Origin of the sequence: Mycolicibacterium aurum (genome assembly GCF_900637195.1) — a bacterium.
Classification (GTDB): domain Bacteria; phylum Actinomycetota; class Actinomycetes; order Mycobacteriales; family Mycobacteriaceae; genus Mycobacterium; species Mycobacterium aurum.
This window is the reverse complement of sequence record NZ_LR134356.1, coordinates 5,021,674-5,046,246: the sequence shown is the minus strand read 5'-3', so window position 1 is coordinate 5,046,246 and position 24,573 is coordinate 5,021,674. Positions and strand designations below refer to the sequence as shown.

Annotated in this window: 25 protein-coding genes and 1 riboswitch; of the genes, 12 read left to right on the top strand and 13 right to left on the bottom strand. The window is 68.4% G+C overall.

Going from position 1 to position 24,573, the window contains the following annotated elements; all coding sequences use genetic code 11:
- The first annotated feature begins 305 nt into the window (after positions 1 to 305).
- Complete coding sequence (locus EL337_RS23775; protein WP_232786841.1) at positions 306 to 3,506, top strand: MSCRAMM family adhesin SdrC; 3,201 nt, start codon at positions 306 to 308, stop codon at positions 3,504 to 3,506.
- A gap of 9 nt (positions 3,507 to 3,515) precedes the next feature.
- Here the strand turns inward: EL337_RS23775 and EL337_RS23770 are convergent, their stop codons facing one another.
- Positions 3,516 to 5,789, bottom strand: coding sequence for a helicase-associated domain-containing protein (locus EL337_RS23770; protein ID WP_048633512.1), 2,274 nt, complete (start codon positions 5,787 to 5,789; stop codon positions 3,516 to 3,518).
- 65 nt (positions 5,790 to 5,854) lie between these two features.
- On the opposite strand from EL337_RS23770, the gene EL337_RS23765 reads away from it, so the two are divergent.
- The 4 genes from EL337_RS23765 (at position 5,855) to EL337_RS23750 (ending at position 7,449) form a co-directional block, all read left to right on the top strand.
- On the top strand, positions 5,855 to 6,040 hold the full coding sequence (locus EL337_RS23765; protein WP_048633511.1) for a hypothetical protein: 186 nt from the start codon (positions 5,855 to 5,857) through the stop codon (positions 6,038 to 6,040).
- Positions 6,041 to 6,113: 73 nt separating this feature from the next.
- Positions 6,114 to 6,551 (top strand): cyclic pyranopterin monophosphate synthase MoaC, encoded by a 438-nt coding sequence (gene moaC, locus EL337_RS23760; RefSeq protein WP_048633653.1) that lies wholly within the window; start codon positions 6,114 to 6,116, stop codon positions 6,549 to 6,551.
- Positions 6,539 to 7,027 carry a MogA/MoaB family molybdenum cofactor biosynthesis protein gene (locus EL337_RS23755; RefSeq protein ID WP_197724143.1) on the top strand — a complete coding sequence of 163 codons (489 nt, stop codon included), beginning with the start codon at positions 6,539 to 6,541 and terminating at the stop codon, positions 7,025 to 7,027. The genes moaC and EL337_RS23755 overlap by 13 nt, the downstream gene beginning before the upstream one ends.
- Complete coding sequence (locus EL337_RS23750) at positions 7,024 to 7,449, top strand: molybdenum cofactor biosynthesis protein MoaE (protein ID WP_048633510.1); 426 nt, start codon at positions 7,024 to 7,026, stop codon at positions 7,447 to 7,449. Before EL337_RS23755 ends, EL337_RS23750 begins: the two co-directional genes overlap by 4 nt.
- Before the next feature lie 4 nt (positions 7,450 to 7,453).
- Here EL337_RS23750 and EL337_RS23745 read toward each other — a convergent pair whose 3' ends face one another.
- The 4 genes from EL337_RS23745 to EL337_RS23730 form a co-directional block, all read right to left on the bottom strand.
- Entirely contained in the window at positions 7,454 to 8,896 is a 1,443-nt protein-coding gene (locus EL337_RS23745) for a transglycosylase family protein (protein ID WP_126316662.1), read from the bottom strand.
- Between the two features lie 9 nt (positions 8,897 to 8,905).
- Positions 8,906 to 9,085: riboswitch (cyclic di-AMP (ydaO/yuaA leader) on the bottom strand.
- 278 nt (positions 9,086 to 9,363) lie between these two features.
- Positions 9,364 to 9,636, bottom strand: coding sequence for a MoaD/ThiS family protein (locus tag EL337_RS23740; RefSeq protein ID WP_109860121.1), 273 nt, complete (start codon positions 9,634 to 9,636; stop codon positions 9,364 to 9,366).
- On the bottom strand, positions 9,633 to 10,694 hold the full coding sequence (moaA, locus tag EL337_RS23735; protein ID WP_048632649.1) for a GTP 3',8-cyclase MoaA: 1,062 nt from the start codon (positions 10,692 to 10,694) through the stop codon (positions 9,633 to 9,635). Before moaA ends, EL337_RS23740 begins: the two co-directional genes overlap by 4 nt.
- Positions 10,691 to 11,098, bottom strand: a complete 408-nt coding sequence (locus EL337_RS23730) for a YccF domain-containing protein (RefSeq protein ID WP_048632650.1) — start codon at positions 11,096 to 11,098, stop codon at positions 10,691 to 10,693. Before EL337_RS23730 ends, moaA begins: the two co-directional genes overlap by 4 nt.
- 181 nt (positions 11,099 to 11,279) lie before the next feature.
- On the opposite strand from EL337_RS23730, the gene EL337_RS23725 reads away from it, so the two are divergent.
- Positions 11,280 to 11,690: a cold-shock protein gene (locus tag EL337_RS23725; protein WP_048632651.1), complete on the top strand. Its 411-nt coding sequence runs from the start codon at positions 11,280 to 11,282 to the stop codon at positions 11,688 to 11,690.
- A gap of 50 nt (positions 11,691 to 11,740) precedes the next feature.
- On the opposite strand, the gene EL337_RS23720 is transcribed toward EL337_RS23725, so the two are convergent.
- A complete protein-coding gene (locus EL337_RS23720) occupies positions 11,741 to 12,652 on the bottom strand; it encodes a DUF559 domain-containing protein (RefSeq protein WP_048632652.1) in 912 nt (303 codons plus the stop codon).
- Positions 12,653 to 12,732: 80 nt separating this feature from the next.
- Between EL337_RS23720 and EL337_RS23715 the strand changes: the two genes are divergently transcribed.
- Positions 12,733 to 13,749, top strand: coding sequence for a glutathione S-transferase family protein (locus EL337_RS23715; RefSeq protein WP_048632653.1), 1,017 nt, complete (start codon positions 12,733 to 12,735; stop codon positions 13,747 to 13,749).
- A 9-nt stretch (positions 13,750 to 13,758) separates the two neighbouring features.
- Here EL337_RS23715 and EL337_RS23710 read toward each other — a convergent pair whose 3' ends face one another.
- Positions 13,759 to 14,241 carry a DUF2771 domain-containing protein gene (locus tag EL337_RS23710; RefSeq protein WP_048632654.1) on the bottom strand — a complete coding sequence of 161 codons (483 nt, stop codon included), beginning with the start codon at positions 14,239 to 14,241 and terminating at the stop codon, positions 13,759 to 13,761.
- Positions 14,238 to 15,944 (bottom strand): MFS transporter, encoded by a 1,707-nt coding sequence (locus EL337_RS23705; protein WP_197724142.1) that lies wholly within the window; start codon positions 15,942 to 15,944, stop codon positions 14,238 to 14,240. Before EL337_RS23705 ends, EL337_RS23710 begins: the two co-directional genes overlap by 4 nt.
- Before the next feature lie 79 nt (positions 15,945 to 16,023).
- On the opposite strand from EL337_RS23705, the gene EL337_RS23700 reads away from it, so the two are divergent.
- A complete protein-coding gene (locus EL337_RS23700) occupies positions 16,024 to 16,842 on the top strand; it encodes a DUF3027 domain-containing protein (protein WP_048632940.1) in 819 nt (272 codons plus the stop codon).
- On the opposite strand, the gene EL337_RS23695 is transcribed toward EL337_RS23700, so the two are convergent.
- Positions 16,843 to 17,295 (bottom strand): SRPBCC family protein, encoded by a 453-nt coding sequence (locus EL337_RS23695; protein ID WP_048632656.1) that lies wholly within the window; start codon positions 17,293 to 17,295, stop codon positions 16,843 to 16,845.
- Between the two features lie 10 nt (positions 17,296 to 17,305).
- Complete coding sequence (locus tag EL337_RS23690) at positions 17,306 to 17,557, bottom strand: DUF2530 domain-containing protein (protein WP_048632657.1); 252 nt, start codon at positions 17,555 to 17,557, stop codon at positions 17,306 to 17,308.
- An 80-nt stretch (positions 17,558 to 17,637) separates the two neighbouring features.
- Between EL337_RS23690 and EL337_RS23685 the strand changes: the two genes are divergently transcribed.
- The gene (locus tag EL337_RS23685) at positions 17,638 to 18,471 is read left to right on the top strand and encodes a TrmH family RNA methyltransferase (protein ID WP_048632658.1); all 834 of its coding nucleotides are present in this window, start codon (positions 17,638 to 17,640) and stop codon (positions 18,469 to 18,471) included.
- On the top strand, positions 18,468 to 18,737 hold the full coding sequence (locus EL337_RS23680; protein ID WP_048632659.1) for a DUF2537 domain-containing protein: 270 nt from the start codon (positions 18,468 to 18,470) through the stop codon (positions 18,735 to 18,737). The genes EL337_RS23685 and EL337_RS23680 overlap by 4 nt, the downstream gene beginning before the upstream one ends.
- Positions 18,738 to 18,783: 46 nt before the next feature.
- On the opposite strand, the gene sepH is transcribed toward EL337_RS23680, so the two are convergent.
- Together sepH and serC are read right to left on the bottom strand one after the other, a co-directional pair.
- A complete protein-coding gene (gene sepH, locus EL337_RS23675) occupies positions 18,784 to 19,575 on the bottom strand; it encodes a septation protein SepH (protein WP_048632660.1) in 792 nt (263 codons plus the stop codon).
- A gap of 90 nt (positions 19,576 to 19,665) precedes the next feature.
- Positions 19,666 to 20,787 (bottom strand): phosphoserine transaminase, encoded by a 1,122-nt coding sequence (gene serC, locus EL337_RS23670; protein WP_048632661.1) that lies wholly within the window; start codon positions 20,785 to 20,787, stop codon positions 19,666 to 19,668.
- A gap of 252 nt (positions 20,788 to 21,039) precedes the next feature.
- Between serC and EL337_RS23665 the strand changes: the two genes are divergently transcribed.
- Both EL337_RS23665 and EL337_RS23660 read left to right on the top strand, forming a co-directional pair.
- Positions 21,040 to 22,068: an AurF N-oxygenase family protein gene (locus tag EL337_RS23665; RefSeq protein ID WP_048632662.1), complete on the top strand. Its 1,029-nt coding sequence runs from the start codon at positions 21,040 to 21,042 to the stop codon at positions 22,066 to 22,068.
- A gap of 24 nt (positions 22,069 to 22,092) precedes the next feature.
- Positions 22,093 to 23,766: a 4Fe-4S binding protein gene (locus EL337_RS23660; RefSeq protein WP_048632663.1), complete on the top strand. Its 1,674-nt coding sequence runs from the start codon at positions 22,093 to 22,095 to the stop codon at positions 23,764 to 23,766.
- A 4-nt stretch (positions 23,767 to 23,770) separates the two neighbouring features.
- Here the strand turns inward: EL337_RS23660 and EL337_RS23655 are convergent, their stop codons facing one another.
- Positions 23,771 to 24,547, bottom strand: a complete 777-nt coding sequence (locus EL337_RS23655) for a bestrophin-like domain (protein ID WP_048632664.1) — start codon at positions 24,545 to 24,547, stop codon at positions 23,771 to 23,773.
- Between the last annotated feature and the right edge of the window lie 26 nt (positions 24,548 to 24,573).

Below are 24,573 nucleotides of genomic sequence, written 5' to 3'. Positions count from 1 at the left end.
TCCTCCGCCACCCGACCCACGGCGTTGCGGCCACATTGCGGAGACGGCAGCGGGGCTTCGTCGGCGCCGACCCGCGGCGCCAGTATTGTCGTGCTCACTAATTTGCTGTAGGCGAGTACCGACACGTTATTACCATCGAGTGCAGTTGCTGGATATTCCCGAACGCAAAAGCTACTTGCGCGCTGTGATGCGCATCACTATTTTGCTCATGTGTCTCTCGCGCTGGCGAACTCCGCCGCCCCCGGCGGTTCCTGCGCGGGAGATCACGTATCTGAGGGGTTCAACGAGACTGCGGAGGCCGACACATGAGTGCGTATCCACCTCGTCACCGGATCACCCGCGTCGATGCGCCTGGCGGCGCCCGCGCGTTCTGGGCGGCGAAGGAACTTCTCGACCCCGACATCGCCACCGGTCCGGCGCGGCATGCTCGCACGGGCACCCACAGGTATGCGGCACACGTCGGGCGGGTGGGTGCGCTGGCGGTGTCGCTCGGCATCGGATTCGCCATCGTGAACTCGGCTACCGGCGTCGCCTTCGCCGAGGGTGATTCCGACTCGGGGTCCTCGGCATCATCGGCGGCGTCCGACTCCGCAGAGAGCAACTCGACTGCCGACGACGGTTGGTCGAAGACCAGGGGCGGCACGCGTGCGCAGGGAGATTCGGGACCTGGCGGCGGCGACGCGCAGGACAGCGATGCCGGCGCCGCAGACGGCGACGACTCAGGACTGGACGGTGCCGATACCGAGGAGGAGCCCGACGACGAATCGAACGAGGCGTCCGACCACGAGTCGTCCGCCGACGACACGATCACCGATGTCGACGCGGACGACGGGGCAGGCGCGGACGACGCGGAGGTTGCGGTAGTCGACGCGGAGGACACGACCGAGGTGGCCGCCGGTGCCGAGGTCAAGCTCAAGGGCGCACCGGTCCGGCCGGACGCCGCGGTCCACAGCACGCGCACCACCGCCGGACCGCTGCCGGAAACACCGGCGCCCGCCGAAGCGCTGGTCTCGGTCAACCCCGTCGCGGCTGCGGTGTCGACCATCGTCGCCCCGTTGGCGGATCCTGAACTGCCCGCTCCCTCGCCGCTGGCCGACGGGGTGCTGGCGTGGGTGCGCAGGCTGATCACCCACACGTTCTTCAACAAGACGCCCGTGGTGCGCTCCATCGAGACCGAGCAGATTCTGACGGGTCAGGTGCTCATCACCATCGACGCCTATGACCCCAACGGCGACCCGCTGACCTACGACATCATCCAGCCCGAGGGCGGCCTGGTGTTCCGGGAACCGCTCACCGGAACCTTCGTGTACACCCCCGCGGTCCCGGTCGTCGGAGATCCGGTGCCCGTCGAGTTCCAGGTCGTCATCCGGGACGACTCGGAGCATCTCACCGGTGTTCTCGGCAGCATTCAGAAGGTGTTGCACTCCATCGCGCGCGTGTTCAGGCTGGCGCAACCCGACAACCTCACCCAGACAGTGGGATTCGACGTCACCCCGATCCTGCAGCTACCGCCGACGGCAGTGGTGCTCGGAGGCCTGCCCTACGTGCTGGGTGACGATCCGGTGCAGCTGCTGTCGGTCGCGGAGATCACCGATCTGGACTCACCGTCTCTGAAAGAAGTCACGCTGACCATCGGCGCCGGCCGACAGGACGGCGACACGCTGGGCTGGACGGCGCCCGCCGGGAGCTCCATCATCTCGACGTGGACCAATGCGTGGACGCTCACCCTGTCCGGCCTTGCGTCGCAGGATGACTACGAAAATGCCTTGAAGGCAGTGACATTCAGCGCGACAGAGCTTGGCCTGATAGGCCGCACGGTCACCATCACACTCACCGACGAGCACGACGTCGACAACGTCGTCCCCGCGTTCGTCGTCACAACGGTCCTTCCGTCCCTTCCGGTCGACCTGCCACCGTCGGTGCTGGCGACGGGCGGGGCGCCCTACTTCCTGAACGGAGACCCGGTCACACTGCTGTCGATCGCGCAGATCATCGATCCCGATTCGGCGGCCCTGAAGCGGGCACTGGTCACGATCGGCTTGGGCCGCGTCGACGGGGATGCGCTCGGCTATGCCCCACCCGCGGGCAGCACCGTCAGCGTCCTTCAGGTCGACGACCATACGATCGAACTGTCCGGGATCCACTCCAAGGCCGACTATGAAGCCGCGCTCAAGGCAATCACTTTCAGCGCGACGTCGCTGGGTCTCGTCGCCAGAACCATCGAGATCACCCTGACCGACGCCGACGACGTCGACAGCCTCGCCCCCGCGCTCGTCGCGGCCACTGTGCTGCCTGCGATCGTGCTGGAGCCTCCGCTGATCGTGGCACCTGTCGGTGCGCCGATACACACCATCGGCAAGGCGCCGGTGGCGCTGGTGTCGTCGGTGGCCATCGCCAACGCGGACAACGGGCAGTTGACCGGAGCGGTGGTGTCCATCGGGCTCAACCGGGTGGCCGGCGATGCGTTGGGTTTCTCCGCCATCGCCGGTAATCCGGTCAGCGCCGTGCAGACCAACGCCTGGACGGTGACGCTGTCCGGCACGGGTACCGTGGCGCAGTACCAGCAGATGATGGAGAGCATCACGTTCAGCGCCACCCAGGTGGGTCTGCCGCGCACGGTGACGATCACCGTCACCGAGGCCGACGGTGACACCAGCCCGGCGCCCGGCATCGTCTTCGCGAATTCCATTCCGGCGCTTCGTCCTACTGTCGCGGTGGCCTCACTGCCAGCGGTGTATACGATCGGCAAGCCCGGCACCGCCCTGGCGCCGGTGGTCATCATCGAAGACCTCGACTCGGCGGTCCTCACGGGGGCGACGGTGTCCGTCGGAGTGGGCAAGCAGACCGGGGATGCGCTGACTTACACTGCGCCACCGGGGATCACGATCACCGTCACCGGCAACGGCACCAGCACATTGACTTTCTCGGGGACGGCCACCAAGGAGCAGTATGAGGCTGCGCTGGAGGCCGTGACGTTCTCGGCGACCGGCGGTGCGTTGATTCCGAGGACCTTCGCGATCAATGTCACCGACGACTCCGGCCTCGCGGCGCTTCTGCCGGCGACCGCCTCCGCGGTGGTCAAGAATCCCGATGCGCCGACGGTGGTGACGGTCGGTCTGTCCGGCCTCGCTCTGCCCACCGTCGGTGCCACCGTCAAGCCGATCACGCTGGCGACGATCGTCGACACCGACTCCACCGTCCTCACCGGCGCCTCCGTCCGTATCACGGGTAACCGCACTTCCGGTGACACCCTGGGGTATTCGCCGATCGCGGGCAATCCCGTCACCGCGACCTACAACAGCGGAACCGGTGAGCTGGAGCTGTCCGGGACGGCGACGATAGCGCAGTACAAGCAGGCGCTGGAGGCGGTCACATTCAAGGCCACCCAGTTCGGCGGCGGTTTCCTCGACGTAACGCACATCCGGACCCTGTCGGTTTATGTGACCGACGATTCGAACGTCAGCAACGCCCTGCCCGGTGTCGTCGCGGTGACGGTGTTGAGGTAGGGAGCGTACCTAGCTGGAATCCGCGGACACCACCGACGTCACGCGGTGAATGGCGAACTCGCGCACCCGCCCCGACGCAGGGTCGTACGCGGTGAGTTGGCCGCCCCGGACGTTGATCGGAGCCACCACACGCTGCGTGGCCACCCCGGCAGGGTCCACATAGCCGATGACGACAGACTCTTTGTGATAGGCGGCGTGCTGCAACTCCGAGATCGCGACCGCCGGATCCAGGCGCAGACCCGAGGACGGCGCGGAAGCGACCTGCCGCAGCACGGCGACGATCGCCGAGAGGGTCTGATCCGTCGGGACCGGGTTGGGGCGGTATCCGCGGCGCCGTCCGGGCGGGGTCACACGGGCACCGCGGCTGCGCAGATCCACGATCGCGCCGGTGGTGTCTTCGGCGGCCGGCGCAAAACCCGCCGCCCGCAACGCGGTGAGCACTTCGCCGATCGGCGCCTGCGACACCGCCACCGTGGGGGCAAGGATGCGCAGTTCCACCGCCTCGGTCGCGGGAGCGGCCACCGCCTGGGCGAGCAGGGCTGCGTCCTCGCAGCGCACGAACGACGACGCCATGCCGACACGCAGCTGTCCGTGGCGGCGGGCCACGTCGTCGATCAGGTATGCCAGGGCTTGTGGCACAGGGGTTTTGGAATGCCGATTGAACAGGGCGTGCAGTTCGCCCGCGGTCTTACCGGTATCCAGCGCACGGCGCACCGAGGCTTCGTCGATGCGGTACACCATCGCCGCGCCCGCAGACTCCACGTTCGCGACGGCCGCCAGCTGTTCGGCGAGCGCGCGCTCCAGAGGTCCGGGCACGACCACCGTCAGGTCCGCCTGCAGCAGGAAGTGATCGATCGGTGCCGGAAGGACCTTCTCCATCGCCGCGATGACCGCGTCGTCGCCGTCCCCGGCGAGCATGCGCCGGATCGGGGTGGCGATGGCCCCGCGGCCGACGACGCCGATCGCGTGCGCCTCGGTGAGCAGGTCGGCGATCGGCTCGGGTTGCAGCCGCGCCGACCAGCGGGGCCGTTTCCAGACCAGCGCCTCCGACGCGCTGCGGGCATCGACTCCCGCCCCGGGCGGCAGCTGGTTCAGGGTGTCGAGCAGCAGCCGCCGATCCAGCGGCGCAGCAGTCGAGAACAGTGAATCCGAGAGCGCCGCATAGGGTTTGCCGTCGGCGCCACGGCTGCCGATAAGGCTGGGGCGGCCGGGAAGGTCCATCCAGGCCGATACCAGGAGGTGCCATCTGGCCGCTGCGGACGATTCGATGAACCTGTCGGCCGCCACGGTCGGCGCCCACGACGACCCCGCGCCATCCGACGGATCGGGTTCCGGGATTCCGGGCGCGATCAACGCGGCCGACGCCGTGACCTCCAGGAGCACGCCGAGGCGGCGTTCGTCGATACCGGTGGCCTTGGTCAGGCGTTTGACCTCACGCACCCCGAGCCCGCCGTTGCGAAGCTCGGGAACCGGTGTGGCGCTCAGAGTTTCGAGAATGACCTCCACGTCACGCAGCAGATCGATGGCTGCCCCGGCCGCGACGGCGTCGGCATCGGCGGGTTTGGTGGTCGTCACCGTCGGATCGGGCTTCGACAGACTGACCGGGCCCGGCGCCTCGCCGCGCAGCAGCTGACCGACCAGACGCGGCAGGATGACGGTCTCGTCGTCGAGTCTGCGTAGCAGCCCCGCGGAGAGGAGGCGTGGGACCGGCCGGTCGGCCGGCGTGCCGGGCATCGCGTCGCGGGTCCGCCCGATGGGCGACCCCTCAAGGAGCTTGTCCAGCAGGTCACGCGCCGGGCCGTCGAGAGCCCCGAGGGCCGCGGTCACCTCGGCGCCCGACAGCGCGGCACTCTCCGCGGTGGCCTGCCCGGGATACCAGGGCAGGCTCGACGCGGCCTCGGCGACCACGCGCAGCGCGCCGGCACCGGCGACGTCACCCCACACCAGCGCGCGAGCGCACAGATCGTCGACCGCCGCCCGCACATCGGCGCCGTCGGCGCGTTCCCCGAACAGTTCGATCAGCTCGTCGAAGGTGACCGCGGTGGTCTCGGCGTGCAGCGTGAGGAGACCGTCGAGGATGGACAGGTGGAGAAAGTCCAGGTCATCGGTGGCGGCCTTCACCGATTGCCGCGCCGCGGCCCGGGCCGCCAGCGCAGCGATACTGCCCGGTGGGGGCTGGGTCAGATCCGGCCGCAGGCGCAGCAGTGTGATCAGCCGCTCGTCATCTGAGTCGGCCAACCAGGCGCCCAGCGGCACACCTGGACCCTTCGCGGTTGAGCTCATCGCTGACCAGCGTAAAGGAGCCGCCCGACCTCGCCAGCCGGCGATCGGCCTGCCACAATGGCACGGTGGCTGATGAGAAGAAGATCCCCTATGTCGACCCGGGCTGGCCCACCAGCGATCCCGACGATCACGCGGTCAGCGAGCTGGCCTCCGATCGCACCGGTGCGCTGTCGCCGTTCGGTGACGTGACGTTCCCGCTGCCGGCCGAAGAGCTGCCGTTCATCCAGTCCGCCACTGTCGTCAACAAGTAGCGGGGCGCACGAGGTGGAAGGCCGCTCACGTCCGGACGGCCTGTCGCACCTCGACGACACCGGCGCCGCCCACATGGTCGACGTCACCGCCAAGGACGCCACCAAGCGGGTCGCGGTGGCCGAGGGCTCTGTGCACACGCGCCCCGACGTCGTGGACATGATCACCGCCAACGGGCTACCCAAGGGCGACGCGCTGGCCACGGCCAGGATCGCCGGCATCTTGGCCGCCAAACGCACGAGTGATCTGATTCCGCTGTGTCACCCGCTGGCCATCACCGGCGTCGACGTCGACTTCACGGTCGGCGGCGGGGACGATCCCGGCGCAGTCGCGATCACCGCGACCGTGCGCACGACGGACCGCACGGGCGTGGAGATGGAAGCGCTCACCGCCGTCAGCGTTGCCGCACTGACCATCTACGACATGATCAAGGCCGTCGACCGTGAGGCCCGCATCGACGACATCCGCGTGGTGCGCAAAGAAGGCGGTAAGACGGGCACATGGCAGAGGTGATGCGGTCCGGCCTGGTCATCATCGCCTCGACGCGCGCGTCGTCCGGTGTGTACGAAGACCGGTGCGGTCCCGTCATCGTCGACTGGCTCAACGATCGGGGCATCAGCACCTCCGCACCCGTGGTCGTCGCCGACGGTGAACCCGTCGCCTCCGCGCTGCGCACCGCCGCCGCAGCCGGCCACGACGTCATCATCACTTCCGGGGGGACCGGCATCTCTCCGACGGACGCCACGCCGGCCGCCACCGCCGCGGTACTGGACTACGAACTCACCGGGCTGGCGGACGCCATCAGGCGGGCCGGACTTCCACACGTGCCGACCTCGGTGCTCTCCCGCGGAATCTGTGGTGTTGCGGGCCGCACACTGGTCGTCAACCTGCCCGGCTCGCCCGGCGGCGTCAGGGACGGTCTCGGCGTGCTCGCCGACGTTCTCGACCATGCGCTCGACCAACTCCAAGGCAAGGACCACTCGCGATGACCGCCGTCGTGCGCGCCGCGCTGACCGACCAGCCCATCGACTCGACCGAACACGAGAACCTGGTCGCACATCAGGCGGCCGGAGCCGTCGTCGCCTTCGCCGGCGTCGTTCGGGACCACGACGGCGGTCGGAACGTGACGAGGCTCGAGTACTCCGCCCACCCCACCGCTGAACAGACGCTGGCCGACGTCGTCGCCGAGGTCGCAGCCGAAAGTCGCGGCGTACGCGCCATCGCGGTCAGTCACCGGGTCGGCACGCTGCACATCGGCGACGCTGCGCTGGTGGCCGCGGTGGCGGCCGATCACCGCGGTGCAGCGTTCGAGACCTGCGCGCGGCTGGTGGACCGCGTGAAGGAGTCACTCCCGGTCTGGAAGCACCAATTCTTCGCTGACGGCACCGACGAGTGGGTCAACTCCGCCTGACGAATCAGGCGGGTGGCAGCACCGGAGCCGGCAGCGGTGCGGGGGCAGGAGCCGGTGCGGCAAGCGGAGTCACCGGTGCGCCCGGCGCCGGCGCGGCGAGCGGAGCCGCCGGAGCAGGCGGGGCGGCCGGGGCAGGACCCACGGGTGCCATGGGCTGCGGACCGCCACGATTGTCCTGTGCCGTCAGCGGTCGCTGGGTCAACGCCAGCAGCGCATCCGAGCCGGAGATTTCCTGAGTCTGGATCGCGTGCCAGATCTCCTTGAGATAGGTCACGTTCGCGCTCTGGTTGGGGCCCTGAGGAGCCGCGGCCGTGCCGGGCGGAAGGTTCTCGGGGCTGACCAGATGCGGCATCTCGGCAGGAATCGGGAACTCGCCGGAGACAGCCTGGTTGGCTGCGTCGAATACCGGAGCCGGCACGTCGACCGCACCCAGCGGTGCCAGTGGGCCCGGGGCCGGCGCAGCCGCGACGACGTTGGGTGCGGCCGCGGGGGCCGCCGGCGCCGGCGGTGCAGGAGGCAGCGGCGGCAGGACGGGGGTTCCCGGTGCGGGCTGCAGCGGCGCGTCGAGGCCCAATGACCACAACTGAGGCTGCTCGCCGGGTGCCGGCGCCGGAGCGGCGTCCCAATTGGCCACGGCGACGACCGCGCTCGGGGCATCGGCAGGGGCGGGCGGCGGCGCGTCGACGGGTGCGATGTTGGCGACATCCACCGCCGGTGCGGGCGGCAGTGGAGCCGGCGCGGCGGCCGGATCCACGGGTGCGGGAGCCGACATCGCGTCGAACGGTGCGGGCGCCGGCGGAGGGGGAAGCTTGAGAGGACCGAGGGACGGCGGTAGCGGCGCGGGGGCCGGAGCCGAGAGCTGGTCGACGGGAGCCGGCGGCAGCGGGGCGGGAGGGAGAGCCTCGGGCGCAGGCGGCAGTGGCGCCGGGGCGGGCGCAGCCATCGCATCGAACGGCGCGGGGGCCGGCGGCGGAGGCGGGGGAGCGAACGGGTCGAGCGGCGGTGGGGGCGGCGGCAGCAGGCCGTTGAGTCCCAGCGGATTCACGGGTGCGGGCGGCGGGTCGGCGACGACGTTGCGGGGCGTTGCCGCGGACAGCGGCCGGCCGCACGTCGGCCAGGCACCCTTGCCCTGGGACGCCAGAACACGCTCGGCGACGGCGATCTGCTCTTCCTTGGTGGCGAGGTAGGCCGCGGGCGCGAACTCGCCGCCTCCGTGACCTGCCCAGGTGCTCGGCGAGAACTGCAGGCCGCCGTGGTAGCCGTTTCCGGTGTTGATCGCCCAGTTGCCGCCGGATTCGCAGCTGGCGACCCGATCCCATTCACCGTCGGTGGCAGCGCCGGCCTGGCCGGCGAGCGCGAGGCTTCCGCCTCCGATCACTGCGCCGGTGAAAGCGATCTTGGCGACGTTTACTGCGGATGAAGCGGGCTTACGATGCCGTCCACTCATATCGTGCGTGGTTCCTCTCTGAAGCGCCCGCGAGGTCAGCTGTCGGGTTCGGGCTGGAGAGGTCGCCCGGCCGTCTTCATCGAAACGATGACGGCTTCACCCCAAGGAATCGGCTCGATTCCAGGTCTCCCTATATTCGGTGGACCAGTGGGTCCCCCGCCTCCATCCAGGTTGTGTCTCGTTGTCCCCGCGGCACCGACGGATGGAGTTCGGCGCAGTTGGTGACGCGGTGGGCCAGTCGTTGTGGGGGTCGACGGCTTGTTCCAGACGGTAATGGCTCGCCATAGCCGCGTCACCTTTTGCCGGGCGCCGTGTCGACGACGGCGGCAAATACTAAAAAAACTCTAAAAGACCAGGAGGGACTGTTGTTCCTGCAGGTGCCATGCCGCTCAACCTCGCCGTAGCCATCCCGTGATCATTCTGTGATGTGACGCAAATCACGGAATAGTTCTGGGTGGACCGGCTCATTACCCCCCGGCGAACGGCGGCAAAACGTCAATCGTCTGCGCGTTCTCCAGCTCATCGGCCACGTTGCGCACCGCAATTCCGTCGCGCAGATAGGAACACCGGGCCAGCACCTTGGCCAGTCCCGCGTCGCGCGCCCGGAGCATGTTCACGAGGTCGCCGACCGTCGACCCGGCGCGCAGGTCGACCGTCTCCGAATCCGCGCCCGCCGCCGCCCGTGCCGCGGCGAAGTAGCGGACTGTCACCCGGACACTGATGTCGGTCGGCACGGTCACCCGCCGATCGCGCTCATCGGGCGATCGGGCTGGACGAAGCCAGGGTCGTTGATGCCGTGTCCGGCAGCCTTGGCCCACATCGCGGCGCGCCACGCCGCCTCAAGGGCATCGTCGTCGGCGTCGGAACGCAGCAGCGCGCGCAGATCGGTCTCGTCCCGCGCGAACAGACAGTTACGGATCTGTCCGTCGGCGGTCAGCCTGCTCCGGTCGCAGGTCGAGCAGAACGCGTGTGACACCGACGCGATGATCCCCACGCGGCCGGTCACCCGGTCGCCCTCGTGCACGCGCCACAGTTGGGCGGGTGCCGAGCCGCGCGGCGCCGGATCGGGTGTCAGGGTGAAGTGACGCTGAAGCGTCGCCAGGATGTCGTCGGCGCTGACGGCGCGGTCCCGCTGCCACGCATGGTCGGCGTCGAGTGGCATCTGCTCGATGATCCGCAGCTGATACTCGTTGCTCACGCAGAACCGCAGCAGCTCCACCGCGTCGTCGAGGCCGGTCACGGGGTCGAGCACGGCATTGACCTTCACCGGGCGCAGTCCTGCGAGCTTGGCGGCACGAAGTCCGCTCAGCACGTCCTCGAGCCTGTTCCTGCGCGTGATGGCCGCGAACCGAACCGGGTCGACGGTGTCCAGGGAGACGTTGATGCGGTCGAGCCCGGCCCGCTTCAAGGCGTCAGCCCGCTTGGCCAGGCCGACGCCGTTGGTGGTCAAGGTGATCTCCGGCCGGGGACGCAAGGCCGCCGTCGCCGCGACCACCTGCTCCAGATGCGGCACCACCAGTGGCTCACCGCCGGTGAACCTGACGCTGGTGATACCGAGCCTGGTGACGGCGATGCGGAGCAGACGCGCGAGCTCGTCGGGGTGCAGCTTCTGGTCGCCGGGCAGCCAATCGAGGCCTTCGGCGGGCATGCAGTAGGTGCAGCGCAGATTGCACAGGTCGGTGAGCGAGACGCGAAGATCGGTGGCGACCCGTCCGAAGGTGTCGATCAGCGGCCCGTCGGACGGTGCGGAGGTCACTGGGCGATGCACCGACGGCACACCCAGCGCGACGACGGTCACGGGACCGACCCGACGACGCGTCCGTGCGCCTGATCCACCGGCACGATCTCCTTGCCCAGGGGCATCAGCGACACCGGGATCAGCTTGAGGTTGGCCAGCGCCAACGGGATGCCGACGATCGTGATGGCCATCGCGATCGCGGTGGTGATGTGGCCGATGGCCAGCCACACGCCGGCGACGATGATCCAGATGACGTTGCCGACCAGCGCGCCCGGCCGCGGCCCTGGCTTTTCCACGATGGTGCGTCCGAAGGGCCACAACGCGTAGGCCGCGATGCGCAGCGACGCGAATCCGAACGGAATGGTGATGATGAGGACGAAGCAGATGAGCGCTGCGAGCAGGTAGCCCAGCGCCAGCCACAGGCCGCCGAAAACCAACCAGATGACGTTCAGGATCAATCGCATGTCAGTCGCTTCGTCTTCCTCCGGCGGTGACCTGCAGCCTACCGACATAAGGGGATGCTGGCCGCGGTGCCGTCCGAGTAGGATCTCCCAGGACGCGTCCCGGAACTGGGGCGCTTACTTTATGTACCCGACCAGGTACAGACTTATCTATTCGGATTCAGACAGACAGCAGGTGAGACCAGTGCCGACCGGCCGGGTGAAGTGGTACGACACCGAGAAGGGCTTCGGGTTCCTCGCGCAGGAAGAAGGCGAGGACGTCTACGTGCGGTCCTCGGCGTTGCCCGCCGGTGTCGAAGGTCTCAAGGCGGGGCAGAAAGTCGAGTTCGGCGTGGCCGCAGGTCGACGCGGTCCGCAGGCGCTGAGCGTGAAGCTCATCGACCCGCCGCCGAGCCTGAGCAAGACCCGGCGCGAGGCCACACAGGTCGAGCACAAGCACACCCCCGACGAGCTGCACGGCATGGTCGAGGACATGATCACGCTGCTGGAGAGCGCGGTGCAGCCCGAATTGCGCAAGGGCAAGTACCCGGACCGCAAGGTGGCCCGCAGGGTCTCCGAAGTGGTCAAGGCCGTCGCCCGCGAGCTCGACGCCTGAGTCCCTGCGCCGAGTCTGAGCTTGTGTGCGAGATTTCTGCGAAAAGTCGCTCACAAGTTCAGCTTCGGCGGAGCCATGGCGGCACCTGCGGCTCGCAAGGCCTGCCAGGCACGGACGACGATCGTGGTGGGTTGGCTGCGCAGCATGTCGGCGCTGACGCGAATGATGCGCCAGCCCTGCGCCTCCAGCCTCGCCTGACGGTCGATATCCCGGCTGCGTTGCCCCGGATCGGTCCAATGTTGCTGCCCGTCGTACTCCACCCCGACCTTCCAGACGCGCCAGCCCATGTCCAGGCGACCGACGTGGTAGCCGTCCCGGTCGAACACGTCGATCTGGGTGCGCTCTGGCGGCAACCCGGCGTGGGTCAGCACGAGCCGGACGCGGGTCTCCTGCGGTGACTCGGCGCCCGGGTCGGCCAGCTCGACAGCCTTCCGCAACTGCACCACCCCCCGCGCGCCGCGGTGATTCGCGGCGAGTGCTCTCACCTCGTCGGCCGTCACCCCGGTGGCCCGCATAAGTGCGTCCAATCGGATTACTGCGACGGTCAGTCCGTGCCGCCTGCCCATGTCGAATGCCGTTCTCGCCGGGCTGGTCACCGCGATTCCGCCCACGGTGACGATGTTGTCGGCGGAGAGCGTGTCGTGGTGTAACACGATGCCCGGGGTCTTGTGCTGACTGGGCTGGTTCAGCTCCGCGGGTAGATGGGCATCGATCCACCGTGAACCATGCAACGCCGCCGCCGACGTTCCCACCACCGTGGCGCGCCGACCCGACCACAACCACGCCGCCTGCGCCTTGTCGACGGCAGTGAGCTGCAGCCCCTGTGGCACATAGACGTTGCGATGCACCTGTTCGAACCGGGTGGCCAGCTGATACCGGTTGAGAGCTCCGGCGGTCACCGCTTCGGTGCCGACGAAAGGGTGCACGTCGATAGGACGCGGCACCGGCGTTTCCGGTTCCATCGTCGAAACTGAGGCTGTGCGTGAGAGCGGCGCACAATCTCGCGTTCAACTTCAGTTTCGTACGGGGTATGACTAGATCCATGACCTATGTGGCGAGCGCGTCCGACTCTGGCGGCGATTTCAACCGGGACACCGACTACATCACCACCCGGATCACCGCCGACGGCCGCGACGGCTATCCCGTCGAGCCGGACCGCTACCGGCTCGTGGTTGCCAGGGCATGCCCGTGGGCCAACCGCACGATTATCGTGCGCCGGCTCCTTGGGCTGGAACCCGTTCTCTCCATTGGCTTCTGCGGGCCCACCCACGATGAGCGCAGCTGGACCTTCGACCTCGACCCCGACGGTGTCGACCCGGTGCTGGGCATTCATTACCTGCGGGACGCCTACAACAAACGCGTGCCGGATTACCCCAAGGGGGTGACGGTCCCGGCGATCGTCGACGTGCCGACGGGCCAGGTGGTGACCAACGACTTCGCGCAGATCACGCTGGACTTCTCCACCGAGTGGACTGCCTACCACCGCGACGGTGCACCGCAGTTGTATCCGGAGGAGCATCGCGACGAGATCGACGAGGTCGCCCAGCGCGTCTACACCGAGGTCAACAACGGTGTCTACCGCTGCGGGTTCGCGGGCTCGCAACGCGCGTACGACAAGGCCTACGACCGGTTGTTCACCGCACTGGACTGGCTGTCCGACCGACTGTCCGAACGCAGGTTCCTGGTGGGCGACACCATCACCGAGGCAGATGTGCGGCTGTTCACGACGCTGGCTCGCTTCGATCCGGTCTATCACGGGCACTTCAAGACCAATCGCAGCAAGCTGTCAGAGATGCCGGTGCTGTGGGCCTACGCCAGGGATCTGTTTCAGACTCCGGGCTTCGGTGACACCACCGACTTCGTCCAGATCAAGCAGCACTACTACATCGTCCACTCCGACATCAACCCCACCGGGGTGGTGCCCAAGGGTCCCGATCTGGCGAGCTGGTTGTCTCCGCACGGTCGAGAAGCCTTGGGTGGCAGGCCGTTCGGTGACGGGACACCGCCGGGTCCGACGCCCGCGGGCGAGCGGGTACCCGAAGGCCACTCGGCGGGTTAGACGCGGCGGTCAGCTCCAGACCGTTTCGACCGACCATTCGGCATGGGGCACCGGGAACTCGTTGCCCGCCTCGTCGCGCACCCACGTCGGCAGTTGGACCACGATGCCGGTGAGCCGCCCCCGCTGCGGGTCCACGGTGGGGATCGTCACCGCCAGCTTGGTGTCGGGCGGGATGAATTCGACGACGTCGTCGTCTTCGTAAGTGCGCAGCAGCACCCACGGCGCCTTGGCGATCTGGTGGGGGACCGACAGTTGGACGGGGTGACGGCCGGTCACCGGCAACTCGCCCTGATCGGCCGGGATGACGCAGTCGGTCGGATTGAAGACCTGGCAGAACCGGTACGGGCCCACCCGCGCCAGATGGCCTTGTGAGTACGCGGAGATCTGCGGAAGTTGTGGCGCGTGATCGCGCGTCAGGCGCCACACCAGCACACCGGTGGCAACCGACGACAGCAGCGCCACCGCCACGAGAACAGCGACCGCACGTTTCACTCTCGGGTCACCGCCGCATCCGTCCGTACGCCTTCCTGTTCCGCGAGGACCGGACGGTTGCCACCCAACCCCGGCACCAGCGACTCGCCACGATAGCTCAGCACCGTCTGCGCCAGTCCGAGGATCAGGATCGCGGTGATCGTCGTGAAGCCCGCATAGAGCTCGGTGTAGATCAGCACCCCGGTGGCCCCACCGGCCACCCACGCCAGCTGCAACAGGGATTCCGAGCGCCCGAAGGCCGAAGCTCGCGATTCCTCGGGCAGGTCGTCCTGCAGCGACGCATCCAGCGATGCCTTGGCGATGGCACTGGCGCCGGAGGTGACGAGTGTCGCGGCCGCCGCCACCAACAGGTTCCCTGTCAGAGCGGTCGCCAGGGCCGCGGCCGTGACCGCGAAGGCGCAGCGCACCACCAACCGGGCCGGATGTCCGAGCGAGAGGCGCGCGGCAGTGAAATTGCCTGCGAAGTTTCCGACGGCCGCCGCGGCGCCGATCATCCCGAGGATCCGCAGCTGTTCCCAGCCGCTGGCGTCATGGGCTTTGGCGACGAACGCCGGGTAGAGGAAGAGGAATCCGACCATCACCTTGACGGTGCAGTTGCCCCAGAGCGAGGTGATGATGTTGCGCCCCAGCGGCTGACGGGCTTTCGACGACGTCCGTTGCGGTTCGTGGCCCGGTTCGTGGTCCTGACTGTGGTAGCTCAGCGTCGTCGGGACCTCACCCTCGGTGACCTCGACCCACTTCGGGATGCGCATCGCCAGGACGGCGCCGATGACGGTGACGGCGACCACGACGTACAGCGCCCCCGGCATCTGGAACAGCTGGAAGCCCCATTCCGCGCCGGCCGCGATGCCTCCACCGATGACCGTGCCGCCCAGCAGACCGAACGTGGTCAGCCGCGAGTTCACCCGGACCAGGTCGATCGTCGGGGGCAGCACCCGCGGCGTCACGGCGCTGCGCAGCACCGAGAACGATTTGGACAGGACCATCATGCCGAGGGCACACGGGTAGAGCACCCACGACGGGAAACTTCCGGTGGCACTGTCGAAGTTGGCGATGAGCACCACGGCCAGCACGGTGCGCAGTGCGAACGAGGTGGCCAGCGCGACGCGCCTGCCGTGCTGGAGCCGGTCCAGCGCGGGTCCGATCAGCGGAGCGATGACGGCGAACGGCGCGATGGTGATCAGCAGGTACAGCGCGACCTTGCTCTTGCTCTCCCCGCTGGCGGCCGCGAAGAACAATGTGTTCGCCAGGGCGACGGCCATGGCGGCGTCCACGGCGAAGTTCGCGACCACCGGCCACGTCAGGGCTGTCAACCCCGACTTGTCGGCACCGTCGGCGGTGGCAGCCCGGTGCACCAAGCCGTACATCTTCGAACCCATTTCGCGGCTGCGCTGTGCAGCGGCGCGGGTCACGGTGACCTTCTCGCCGTCGCCTGCACCGTGGCCGGGCGGAGGATCGAAGGAGCGCCCGCGGTGGCGCGCACTGTCGTCCAGGGGCGGCAGCCATCGATTGGCACTGTGCTGTGACGGTCCCGGGCGCCCGGGACCGCGATGACCAGGACTCATTCGCGGGTCGCTGGGGTAGTTGGCCATCCCCGGGTGTTCCCCGGCAGGTGGGCGTGGCGGATAGTAGCGTCCACCCTGCTGATCGTCAGGGTCCCGGGGGTCACGCCGAGATCCGGTCACGGTTTGATTGTCCCCCATAGGGTCGACAGTGGTCGCGCAGGCGACCGGTGTGGCTATACCTTGCCTCGTTCAGGCAATAATGGAGGCGATGGAGAGCATGACCGAACCTGACCACCAGCACTCGGTCTCGGGTCACGAGCCGGACGAGACGGTGTCGGCGCCGGAGACCACGGAGATGACCCCTGCCCTGGAGGCGGTGCTGTTGGGCGCCGTCGGCGATGCCCGCGCCGCGATCGCGGAGTACAGCGGCGAGGACACCGTCGGGGAGTATCTCGGCGCGAGCTTCGAAGATCCCACCGCGGCCACCCACCGCTTCCTGGCTGAGCTGCCCGGCTACCGCGGCTGGCAGTGGGCCGTCGTCGTCGCCGCCTGGCCGGGGGCCGCGCACGCGACCATCAGCGAAGTCGTCCTCGTTCCCGGGCCCACCGCCCTGCTCGCACCCAAGTGGGTGCCCTGGGAAGAGCGGGTGCGTCCCGGCGACCTCGGCCCCGGCGACCTTCTCTCCCCGCCGTCCGACGACCCCCGGCTGGCCCCCGGCTATACCGCCACCGGCGATCCTCAGATCGACGAGGTGGCTGCGGAGGTCGGGCTGGGCCGCCGCCAGGTACTCAGCCTGTGGGGCCGCAAAGACGCCGCGCAACGCTGGCACGACGGTGAGTACGGCCCCGGCTCGGCGATGGCCAAAGGGACGCGACGGTCATGCCGGGACTGCGGCTACTACGTGCCGCTCGGCGGAGCGCTCGGTGTGATGTTCGGGGTGTGTGCCAACGAGTACGCCTCCGACGGACACGTCGTGGATGCCGAGTTCGGCTGCGGCGCGCACTCGGACACTCCGGCGCCGGCAGGCACCGGGTCGCCGCTGTTCGACCCGTACGACGACGGCGTGCTCGACATGGTCGAACCCGCCGAGAGCTAGCTAGCGCTCGGCGGTGGCCTTGATCCGCGTCAGCGACGCGTTCATGCCCTCGATCAGCTCCTGCTCGAAGGTCGGGACGCCACCCATGAAGTTGCCGACCAGGAAGTTCGACAGCGCGGTGGTGCCGTTCTCCGCGTGCCGCGTCTCGATCAGCCGGGTGCCCGCCTCGGTCGGTTCCAGTTCATAGGTCCAGACGGTGTGGTTCTCGTTGACCCGGAACCCCAGCTTCTTCTCGGGGATGAACTCGGTGATGCGGCACGTGGTGGGCCAGAACAGCCGCCCACGCCGGTTGACGTTCACAGTGCGGGCGCCCTGACGCATCTGCCCGATCGGCTTCATCAGCCGGCACTGCGGACTCCACTGCGGCATATTGCTGAGGTCGGACACCAGCTCCCACACCTTGGCCACCGGTGCATTGATGTCGATCTCGGCCTGTAATACGGGCGCTGCCATAGCTTCTCCTTCAGGTCAGGCCGCGTTGGGCGCCGCGGCGGCCATGCCGCACGGCGTGACGTTGCCACAGAAAAATAGATGTGCCAAGAACTCCGACACCGAGGCCCGCCACGGTGACGGGCCGCCACTCGTGCAGCGTGCCGACGGTGAATGCCAGCACCGTGGCGATCACCCAGCCGCAGGTGATGACCACGATGACCGGCCACGGTGCGAGCAGTGCTGCAGGCAGCGGAGGCGGTTGCGGTTCGGCGTCGGGATTCATCGCGTCCAACCTAACGATCTCGACGCGGCGGTGGGTAGTCTCTACCGCTGTGCCAGCCGTCCGTCGCGCCGAAACACGACGTGCCTGACGATGTCGAGGGGCCCGTCGTCGTCGACATCGACGACCCCGACGATCCCCGGCTCGACGACTTCCGCGACCTCAACAGTGTCGACCGCCGACCGGACCTGCCCAGCGGCAAGGGGCTGGTGATCGCCGAGGGCGTGCTGGTGGTGCAGCGCATGCTGGCGTCCCGGTTCGTCCCGCGTGCACTGTTGGGAACCGAACGGCGACTCATCGAGTTGGGCGGCGACCTCGACGCGCTCGATGCGCCCTTCTATCGAGCGAGCGCCGAGGTCATGGCCGCGGCCGTCGGCTTCCACCTCAACCGCGGGGTGCTCGCGTCGGCGTCGCGGGCCGCTGAGCTCACGATCGCCCAGGTGATCGACGGGGCCCGCACCGTCGCCGTCCTCGAAGGAGTCAACGACCACGAGAACCTCGGGTCGGTCTTCCGCAACGCCGCCGGGTTGGGTGTGGACGCGGTGATCTTCGGCAGCGGTTGCGCCGACCCCCTGTATCGGCGGGCCGTGCGGGTGTCGATGGGGCATGCGCTGTTGGTGCCGTTCGCCAAGGCAGAGCACTGGCCTGCAGATCTCAAAGTGTTGCAGGACAAGGGGTTTCAGATTCTCGCCATGACACCCGATCCGGCGGCCCAGACACTCGCCGAAGCGATGACGGAGTTGTCCGGGCAGCGGTTGGCCATCCTCGTCGGCGCGGAGGGGCCGGGTCTTCAGGAGCACACCATGCGGTCCGCCGACGTCCGGGTGCGGATCCCGATGTCGCGCGGCACGGACTCGCTCAACGTCGCGACAGCTGCGGCTCTGGCGTTCTACGAGCGGGATAGGCTCGGCCGGTGAGCGACGAGACGCCATGGGCCGCCGGCCTGACGGTGGCAGCGTTCGTCGCCGCGGTGATCGCTGCGGCCATCGTGGTGCTCAGCATCGGGCTCATGCGGGTGCATCCGCTGCTGGCAGCCGGGCTCAACCTCGTTGCCGTCGGCGGGCTGGCGCCCACTGTCTGGGGATGGCGCACCGTACCGGTGTGGCGCTGGTTCGTGCTGGGCTCCGGGGTGGGAGTGGCCGGCGCGTGGATCGCGCTGATCGTCATATCTGTCGCGGGATGACCGGCGTCATCCGGTCGCGCGGTCGGCGGCGACTCTCGAACGACGGCTAGCGCTGACCGCCACTGGACCGCACGCCCAGCAGGACGTCCTCCCATGCCGGCACGGCGGGGCGGCCCTTCCGGGGGCGCGGCGCCTTGACCGCCGGCTCCGGTTCGGGCGTCTCGACGACCTGCTCAGGCTCGGGCTCGGGCGCGACCACCGGTTCGATGTCCTCGAGAGCCAGCTGTGCGACCGGCGCCAGGGGGCGCAGCGTGCGTGCGAAGTTCGGGTCGATCAACTCGGCGGCGGCCTCGTCGAAGGCGGTGACGGTGCCGCCGTGGGCGCCGGGCGCATAGCGGAAGTGCGCGACGTTGTCGGACAGGCCTGCCCGCCACGCCAGCTGCACCGTCCAGCGACCGTCTTCGTTGCGCCACGCGTCCCAGTTCGCGTCCGGGTCCAGCCCGCGCGCGACGAGTGCTGTCGTCACCGTCTCCAGCAGGGTGAGCACCGACGGGCCGTCGGCGAGCACGGGATGTGCGGCGGTGGCCAGCTCGGCGGCGCGGGCCCGCTCCAGCAGTACGGGGTGGGCAAAGCGCTCGACGCGGGCGATGTCGGCGCCGGAGGCCGCGGCGACCTGCTCGACGGATGCGCCCGCCCGGATCTTCGACTGAATGTCCTTGGGACGCAGCATGTTCACCTCGACATCGATCGCCATTTGATTGGAGATGGCCTGGTCGCCGCGCAGCGCGGCCTTGAGTCGGTCGTCGGAGCGAAGGACGAACTTCTCGCCCGAGTCACCTGATTCGCAGATGATGCGTCTGCCGTCGATGTCGAGTCCGACGACTCTGAGTTCCCGCATTGCGACCTCCTCCGGGCTGGAGCGATGCCCGATATTCGGGTCACCCTACGGCGTTATCGTCCCGTAACCCGGGTGACACGCTGCAGCGGGTCACAAACGCTCGACAACCCAGTCGACGCACGCCGTCAAGGCGCTGACGTCGTCGGGTTCGACGGCCGGGAACATGCCGACGCGCAGCTGGTTGCGCCCGAGCTTGCGGTACGGCTCGGTGTCGACGATGCCGTTGGCCCGCAGGATCTTGGCGACGGCGGCCGCGTCCACCTCATCGGAGAAATCGACCGTGCCGACGACCTGCGAGCGCAGCGCCGGATCCGTGACGAACGGGGTGGCGTAGGAGGAGGCGTCGGCCCACGAGTAGAGCCGCGACGACGAGTCGGCGGTGCGCTTCACGGCCCAGTCCAGGCCGCCGTTGCCGTTGAGCCAGTCGAGTTGCTCGGCGAGCAGGATCAACGTGGCGATCGCCGGCGTGTTGTAGGTCTGGTTCTTCACGCTGTTGTCGATCGCGATCGGCAGGGACAGGAACTCGGGAACCCAGCGTCCGCCCGCGGCGATCGCTTCGACGCGCGCGAGCGCGGCCGGCGACATCAGTGCGATCCACAGGCCGCCGTCGCCGGCGAAGTTCTTCTGAGGCGCGAAGTAGTACACGTCGGCGTCGGTGATGGTCACCGGCAGCCCGCCGGCAGCGGACGTGGCATCGATGGCGATCAGCGCATCGCCGGACCCCTGCGGTCGCTGGACCGGGAGCGCGACGCCCGTCGAGGTCTCGTTGTGCGCCCACGCGATCAGGTCGACGGACGGATCGGACACCGGCTCAGGGGCGCTGCCCGCGTCGGCCTTGATGACCACCGGGTCGCCCACGAACGGATTCTTCGCCACGGCGGAGGCGAACTTGGCGCTGAACTCGCCGTAGGTCAGGTGCAGGGAGCGTTCCTCGATCAGCCCGAACGCGGCGGCGTCCCAGAACGCGGTCGACCCTCCGTTGCCGAGAATCACCTCGTAGCCGTCAGGCAGGGAGAACAGCTGGCGCAACCCGTCGCGGACGCGGCCGACGAGATTCTTCACCGGCGCCTGACGGTGCGACGTTCCGAACAGGTGGCCGCCGGCGGCCAGCGCCTGCAGTTGTTCCGGCCGCACTTTGGAGGGCCCGCAGCCGAAACGTCCGTCGGCGGGCTTGATATCGGCGGGAATGGTGGGGAAGGGGCTCTCGGCCATGGTCCCAAGCGTAGTTCCGGAGACCCGCCCGGCGAGCGTGGGCCCTGCGGGCGGAATCCGGACTGGTGCGGCACGTGAGTCGTCTGGGCCTTCCGCGCCCCGTCCACCGCACCGCAGTGTGGTGTGCCTCACATGTGATGTGGATAACCCGCCTGACCCACAACCTCGGAAAGGGCCTGGTTAATTCCTGGGACCGTGGGTACTGTGTTTGGACAACCAGCGGACGAATGTAAACCTCATAGGAGGTCTCGAATGGCTGTCAAGGAAGCACGTACGCGCGTCATCCGGCGGTGGCGCAAGAACATGGACGTCCTCGACGACGTCGAGTACGTCAACACCCTCACCACGTTGTCCGAAGGCTCGGTGCGGCGCAATTTCAACCCCTTCACCGACATCGACTGGGATTCGCCCGAGTTCGCCGTCACCCCGAACGACGAGCGCTGGATCCTGCCCGCGACCGATCCGATCGGCAAGCACGAGTGGTACCGGTCGCAGCCCGTGGAGCGCCAGATCGAGATCGGGATGTGGCGTCAAGCCAACGTCGCCAAGGTCGGCCTCCATTTCGAGTCGATCCTGATCCGCGGCCTGATGGAATACGCGTTCTGGACGCCCAACGGCTCACCCGAGTACCGGTACTGCCTGCACGAGGCCGTGGAGGAATGCAACCACACGCTGATGTTCCAGGAGATGGTCAACCGCATCGGTGCCGACGTGCCCGGTATGCCCCGACTGCTCAAGTGGGTGCAACCGATGATCCCGCTCGTCGCCGGTCCCATGCCGATCCCGTTCTGGTTCGGCATCCTCGCCGGCGAGGAGCCGATCGACCACACACAGAAGAACGTGCTCCGCGAGGGCAAGTCGCTGCATCCGATCATGGAGCGGGTGATGGCCATCCACGTCGCCGAGGAGGCGCGCCACATCTCGTTCGCGCATGAGTATCTGCGCAAGCGGGTGCCCGCCCTGCCGCGCCGCAAGCGGTTCTGGCTGTCGCTCTACGTGCCGGTCGTCATGCGGGTGCTGTGCTCGGCCATCATCGTGCCGCCGCGCGCCTTCTGGAAAGAGTTCGACATCCCCCGCTCGGTGCGCAAGGAGATCTTCTTCAAGTCGCCCGAGTCGCGAAAGATGCTGCGCGACATGTTCGGTGACGTCCGGATGCTGGCCGAGGAAACCGGGCTGGCGAACCCGGTCGCCAAGCTGATCTGGCGGCTCTGCCGGATCGACGGCAAGGCCAGCCGCTACCGCAGCGAGCCGCAACGCCAGCACCTGGCGCCGGTTGCGTAACCGGATGGCCCACCGAGGTTTCTCATGCCCCATGTGATCACCCAGTCGTGCTGCAGCGACGGGTCATGTGTCTACGCGTGCCCGGTGAACTGCATCCACCCCTCGCCGGACGAGCCGGGTTTTGCGACCGCCGAGATGCTCTACATCGATCCCGATGCGTGTGTCGACTGCGGGGCGTGCGTGTCGGCCTGTCCGGTCGGGGCCATCAGCGCGGACTCGCGGCTGGAACCCGAGCAGCTGCCGTTCGTCGAACTCAACGCCGCGTTCTATCCGAAGCGGGAAGGCAAACTCCCGCCGACGTCGAAGCTGGCGCCGGTACTGGACGCGCCGCTGGTGCACACGCGACGGGGCGGCCCGCTGACGGTGGCGATCGTCGGCTCGGGCCCGGCGGCGATGTACGCCGCCGACGAACTGCTCACCCAGCCGGGCGTCCGGGTGAACGTCTTCGAGAAGCTGCCCACGCCTTATGGTTTGGTGCGCGCGGGCGTCGCACCGGATCATCAGAAGACCAAACAGGTGACCGCTCTGTTCGACCGTATCGTCGGGCTGCCGGGTTTCGGGTTCTATCTCAACGTCGACATCGGCACAGACATCACGCACGACGAGTTGCTCGCACACCACCATGCCGTGCTGTATGCCGTGGGCGCTCCCGACGACCGCCGTCTCGACATCGATGGCATCGGCCTGCCCGGCACCGCGACCGCCACCGAGGTCGTCGCCTGGTACAACGGGCATCCGGACTTCGCCGACCTGAGCGTGGACCTCAGCGGTGAGCGCGTCGTCATCATCGGCAACGGCAACGTGGCGCTAGACGTGGCGCGGATTCTGACGACCGATCCGGATGTGTTGGCGCACACCGATATCGCCGATCACGCGCTGGACGCACTGCGCGACTCGCGGGTGCAGGAAGTGGTGATTGCCGCGCGTCGGGGGCCGGCAGCCTCTGCGTTCACCTTGCCCGAGTTGATCGGGCTGACGTCGGCGTGCGAGGTCGTGCTGAACCCCGTCGATAAAGAACGCGTGCTCGCTGATCTTGCCGAATCGACCGACGCGCTGACACGCAACAAGCTGGAGATCCTGTCCAAGCTCGGTGATGCGGGAACCCCGATCACGCGACCCCGCATCCGGCTGGCGTACCACCTCACCCCGCGCCGCGTGGTGGGGGAGTCGCGGGTCACCGGGGTCGAGTTCACCTCGGCCGGCGCCGATGACGTGGTCGGTGTCCCCGCAGGTCTGGTGCTGACGTCGATCGGGTACCGCGGCAAGCCGATTCGCGGGCTTCCGTTCGACGAGGCGGCAGCCGTGGTGCCGAACGACGGCGGCCGGGTCATCGATGCCGGTGCGCCGCAGCGGGGCAGCTACGTGGCCGGGTGGATCAAACGCGGCCCGACCGGATTCATCGGCACCAACAAGTCATGTGCCGCCGAGACGGTGCACAACCTGGTGGCCGACTACAACGAGGGTCTGCTCGCCGACCCTGCACACAAGACATCGGCGTTGCAGCGGTTCGTGCGGGGCAGGCAGCCTGCCATGATCGACGCCGACGGCTGGCGGGCCATCGACGACGCGGAGGTCGCTCGCGCGGGCGACGATCGCCCGCGCGTCAAGTTCACCGCGGTGCCGGAGATGGTGGACGCCGCGGCGGGCGCTGCCCGCCCGCCGGTGCATCAGCGACTGCTGGCGGGCCTGCGTCGGTGATCCGCTAGCCGCCCCAATCACGAAGGACGTTGACGAACGCCGTGGGTTCCACGGACAGATCGCCGACGTAGGGGTGCTCCAGCGCGAAGATCAGGTACAGGACGAACGCCAGCAGGGCCGAGGTCAGGCCTACCGCCAGGCTGTGCACCACCAGGTCTCGGGTGCCGAACAGGAACGTGAACGCCATCATCACTCCGCCGCCCCCGACGAGGAGGACCCAGAGTTCGCCGGGGACCGAGACGTCGCCGGTGGTCACCCGCATCTTGCGGGCTGCGCTTAAGTCATTGAGCCGGACGATGGCGTGGTCGAAGAACGCGATCTCGTTGCGGGTCTCGGGTTGGATCGACAGATACGTCTCCCACACGGCGCCCAGTTCGGCGGACTGTTCGACGACCGACTCGCCGCGGTGCATCTTCGGGAACTCGACATCGACCACTGTCCGCGTGTAGGCGGTCAGGGTCCGTTCGACCGCCGCGCGCGATTCCGGCGGGAGTGCCGCCGAGTCTCGAAGCAGGTCCGCGACAGCGGTGGCCTCCAACCCGCTGGCATCCTCGGCGTCACTGAACTGCTCCCAGACGACCACCACCACGAACGCGACGAGAACTGCGTAGAGCACGCCCGCGAGCTGGAACACCGTGCCGGAGACCGCGTTCGCGTTCTCCAGCCGGGTGTGCGATACCGCCCTGCGGAACAGGATCAGCCCGCCGACCGACGCCCCGACGATGATCGCCACCCAGAGGAAGCCGAGTATCGGCGCCGGGATTTGGAGAAGCCAGAGCACAGTTGACCTCGCATCTGGTGCCCGCG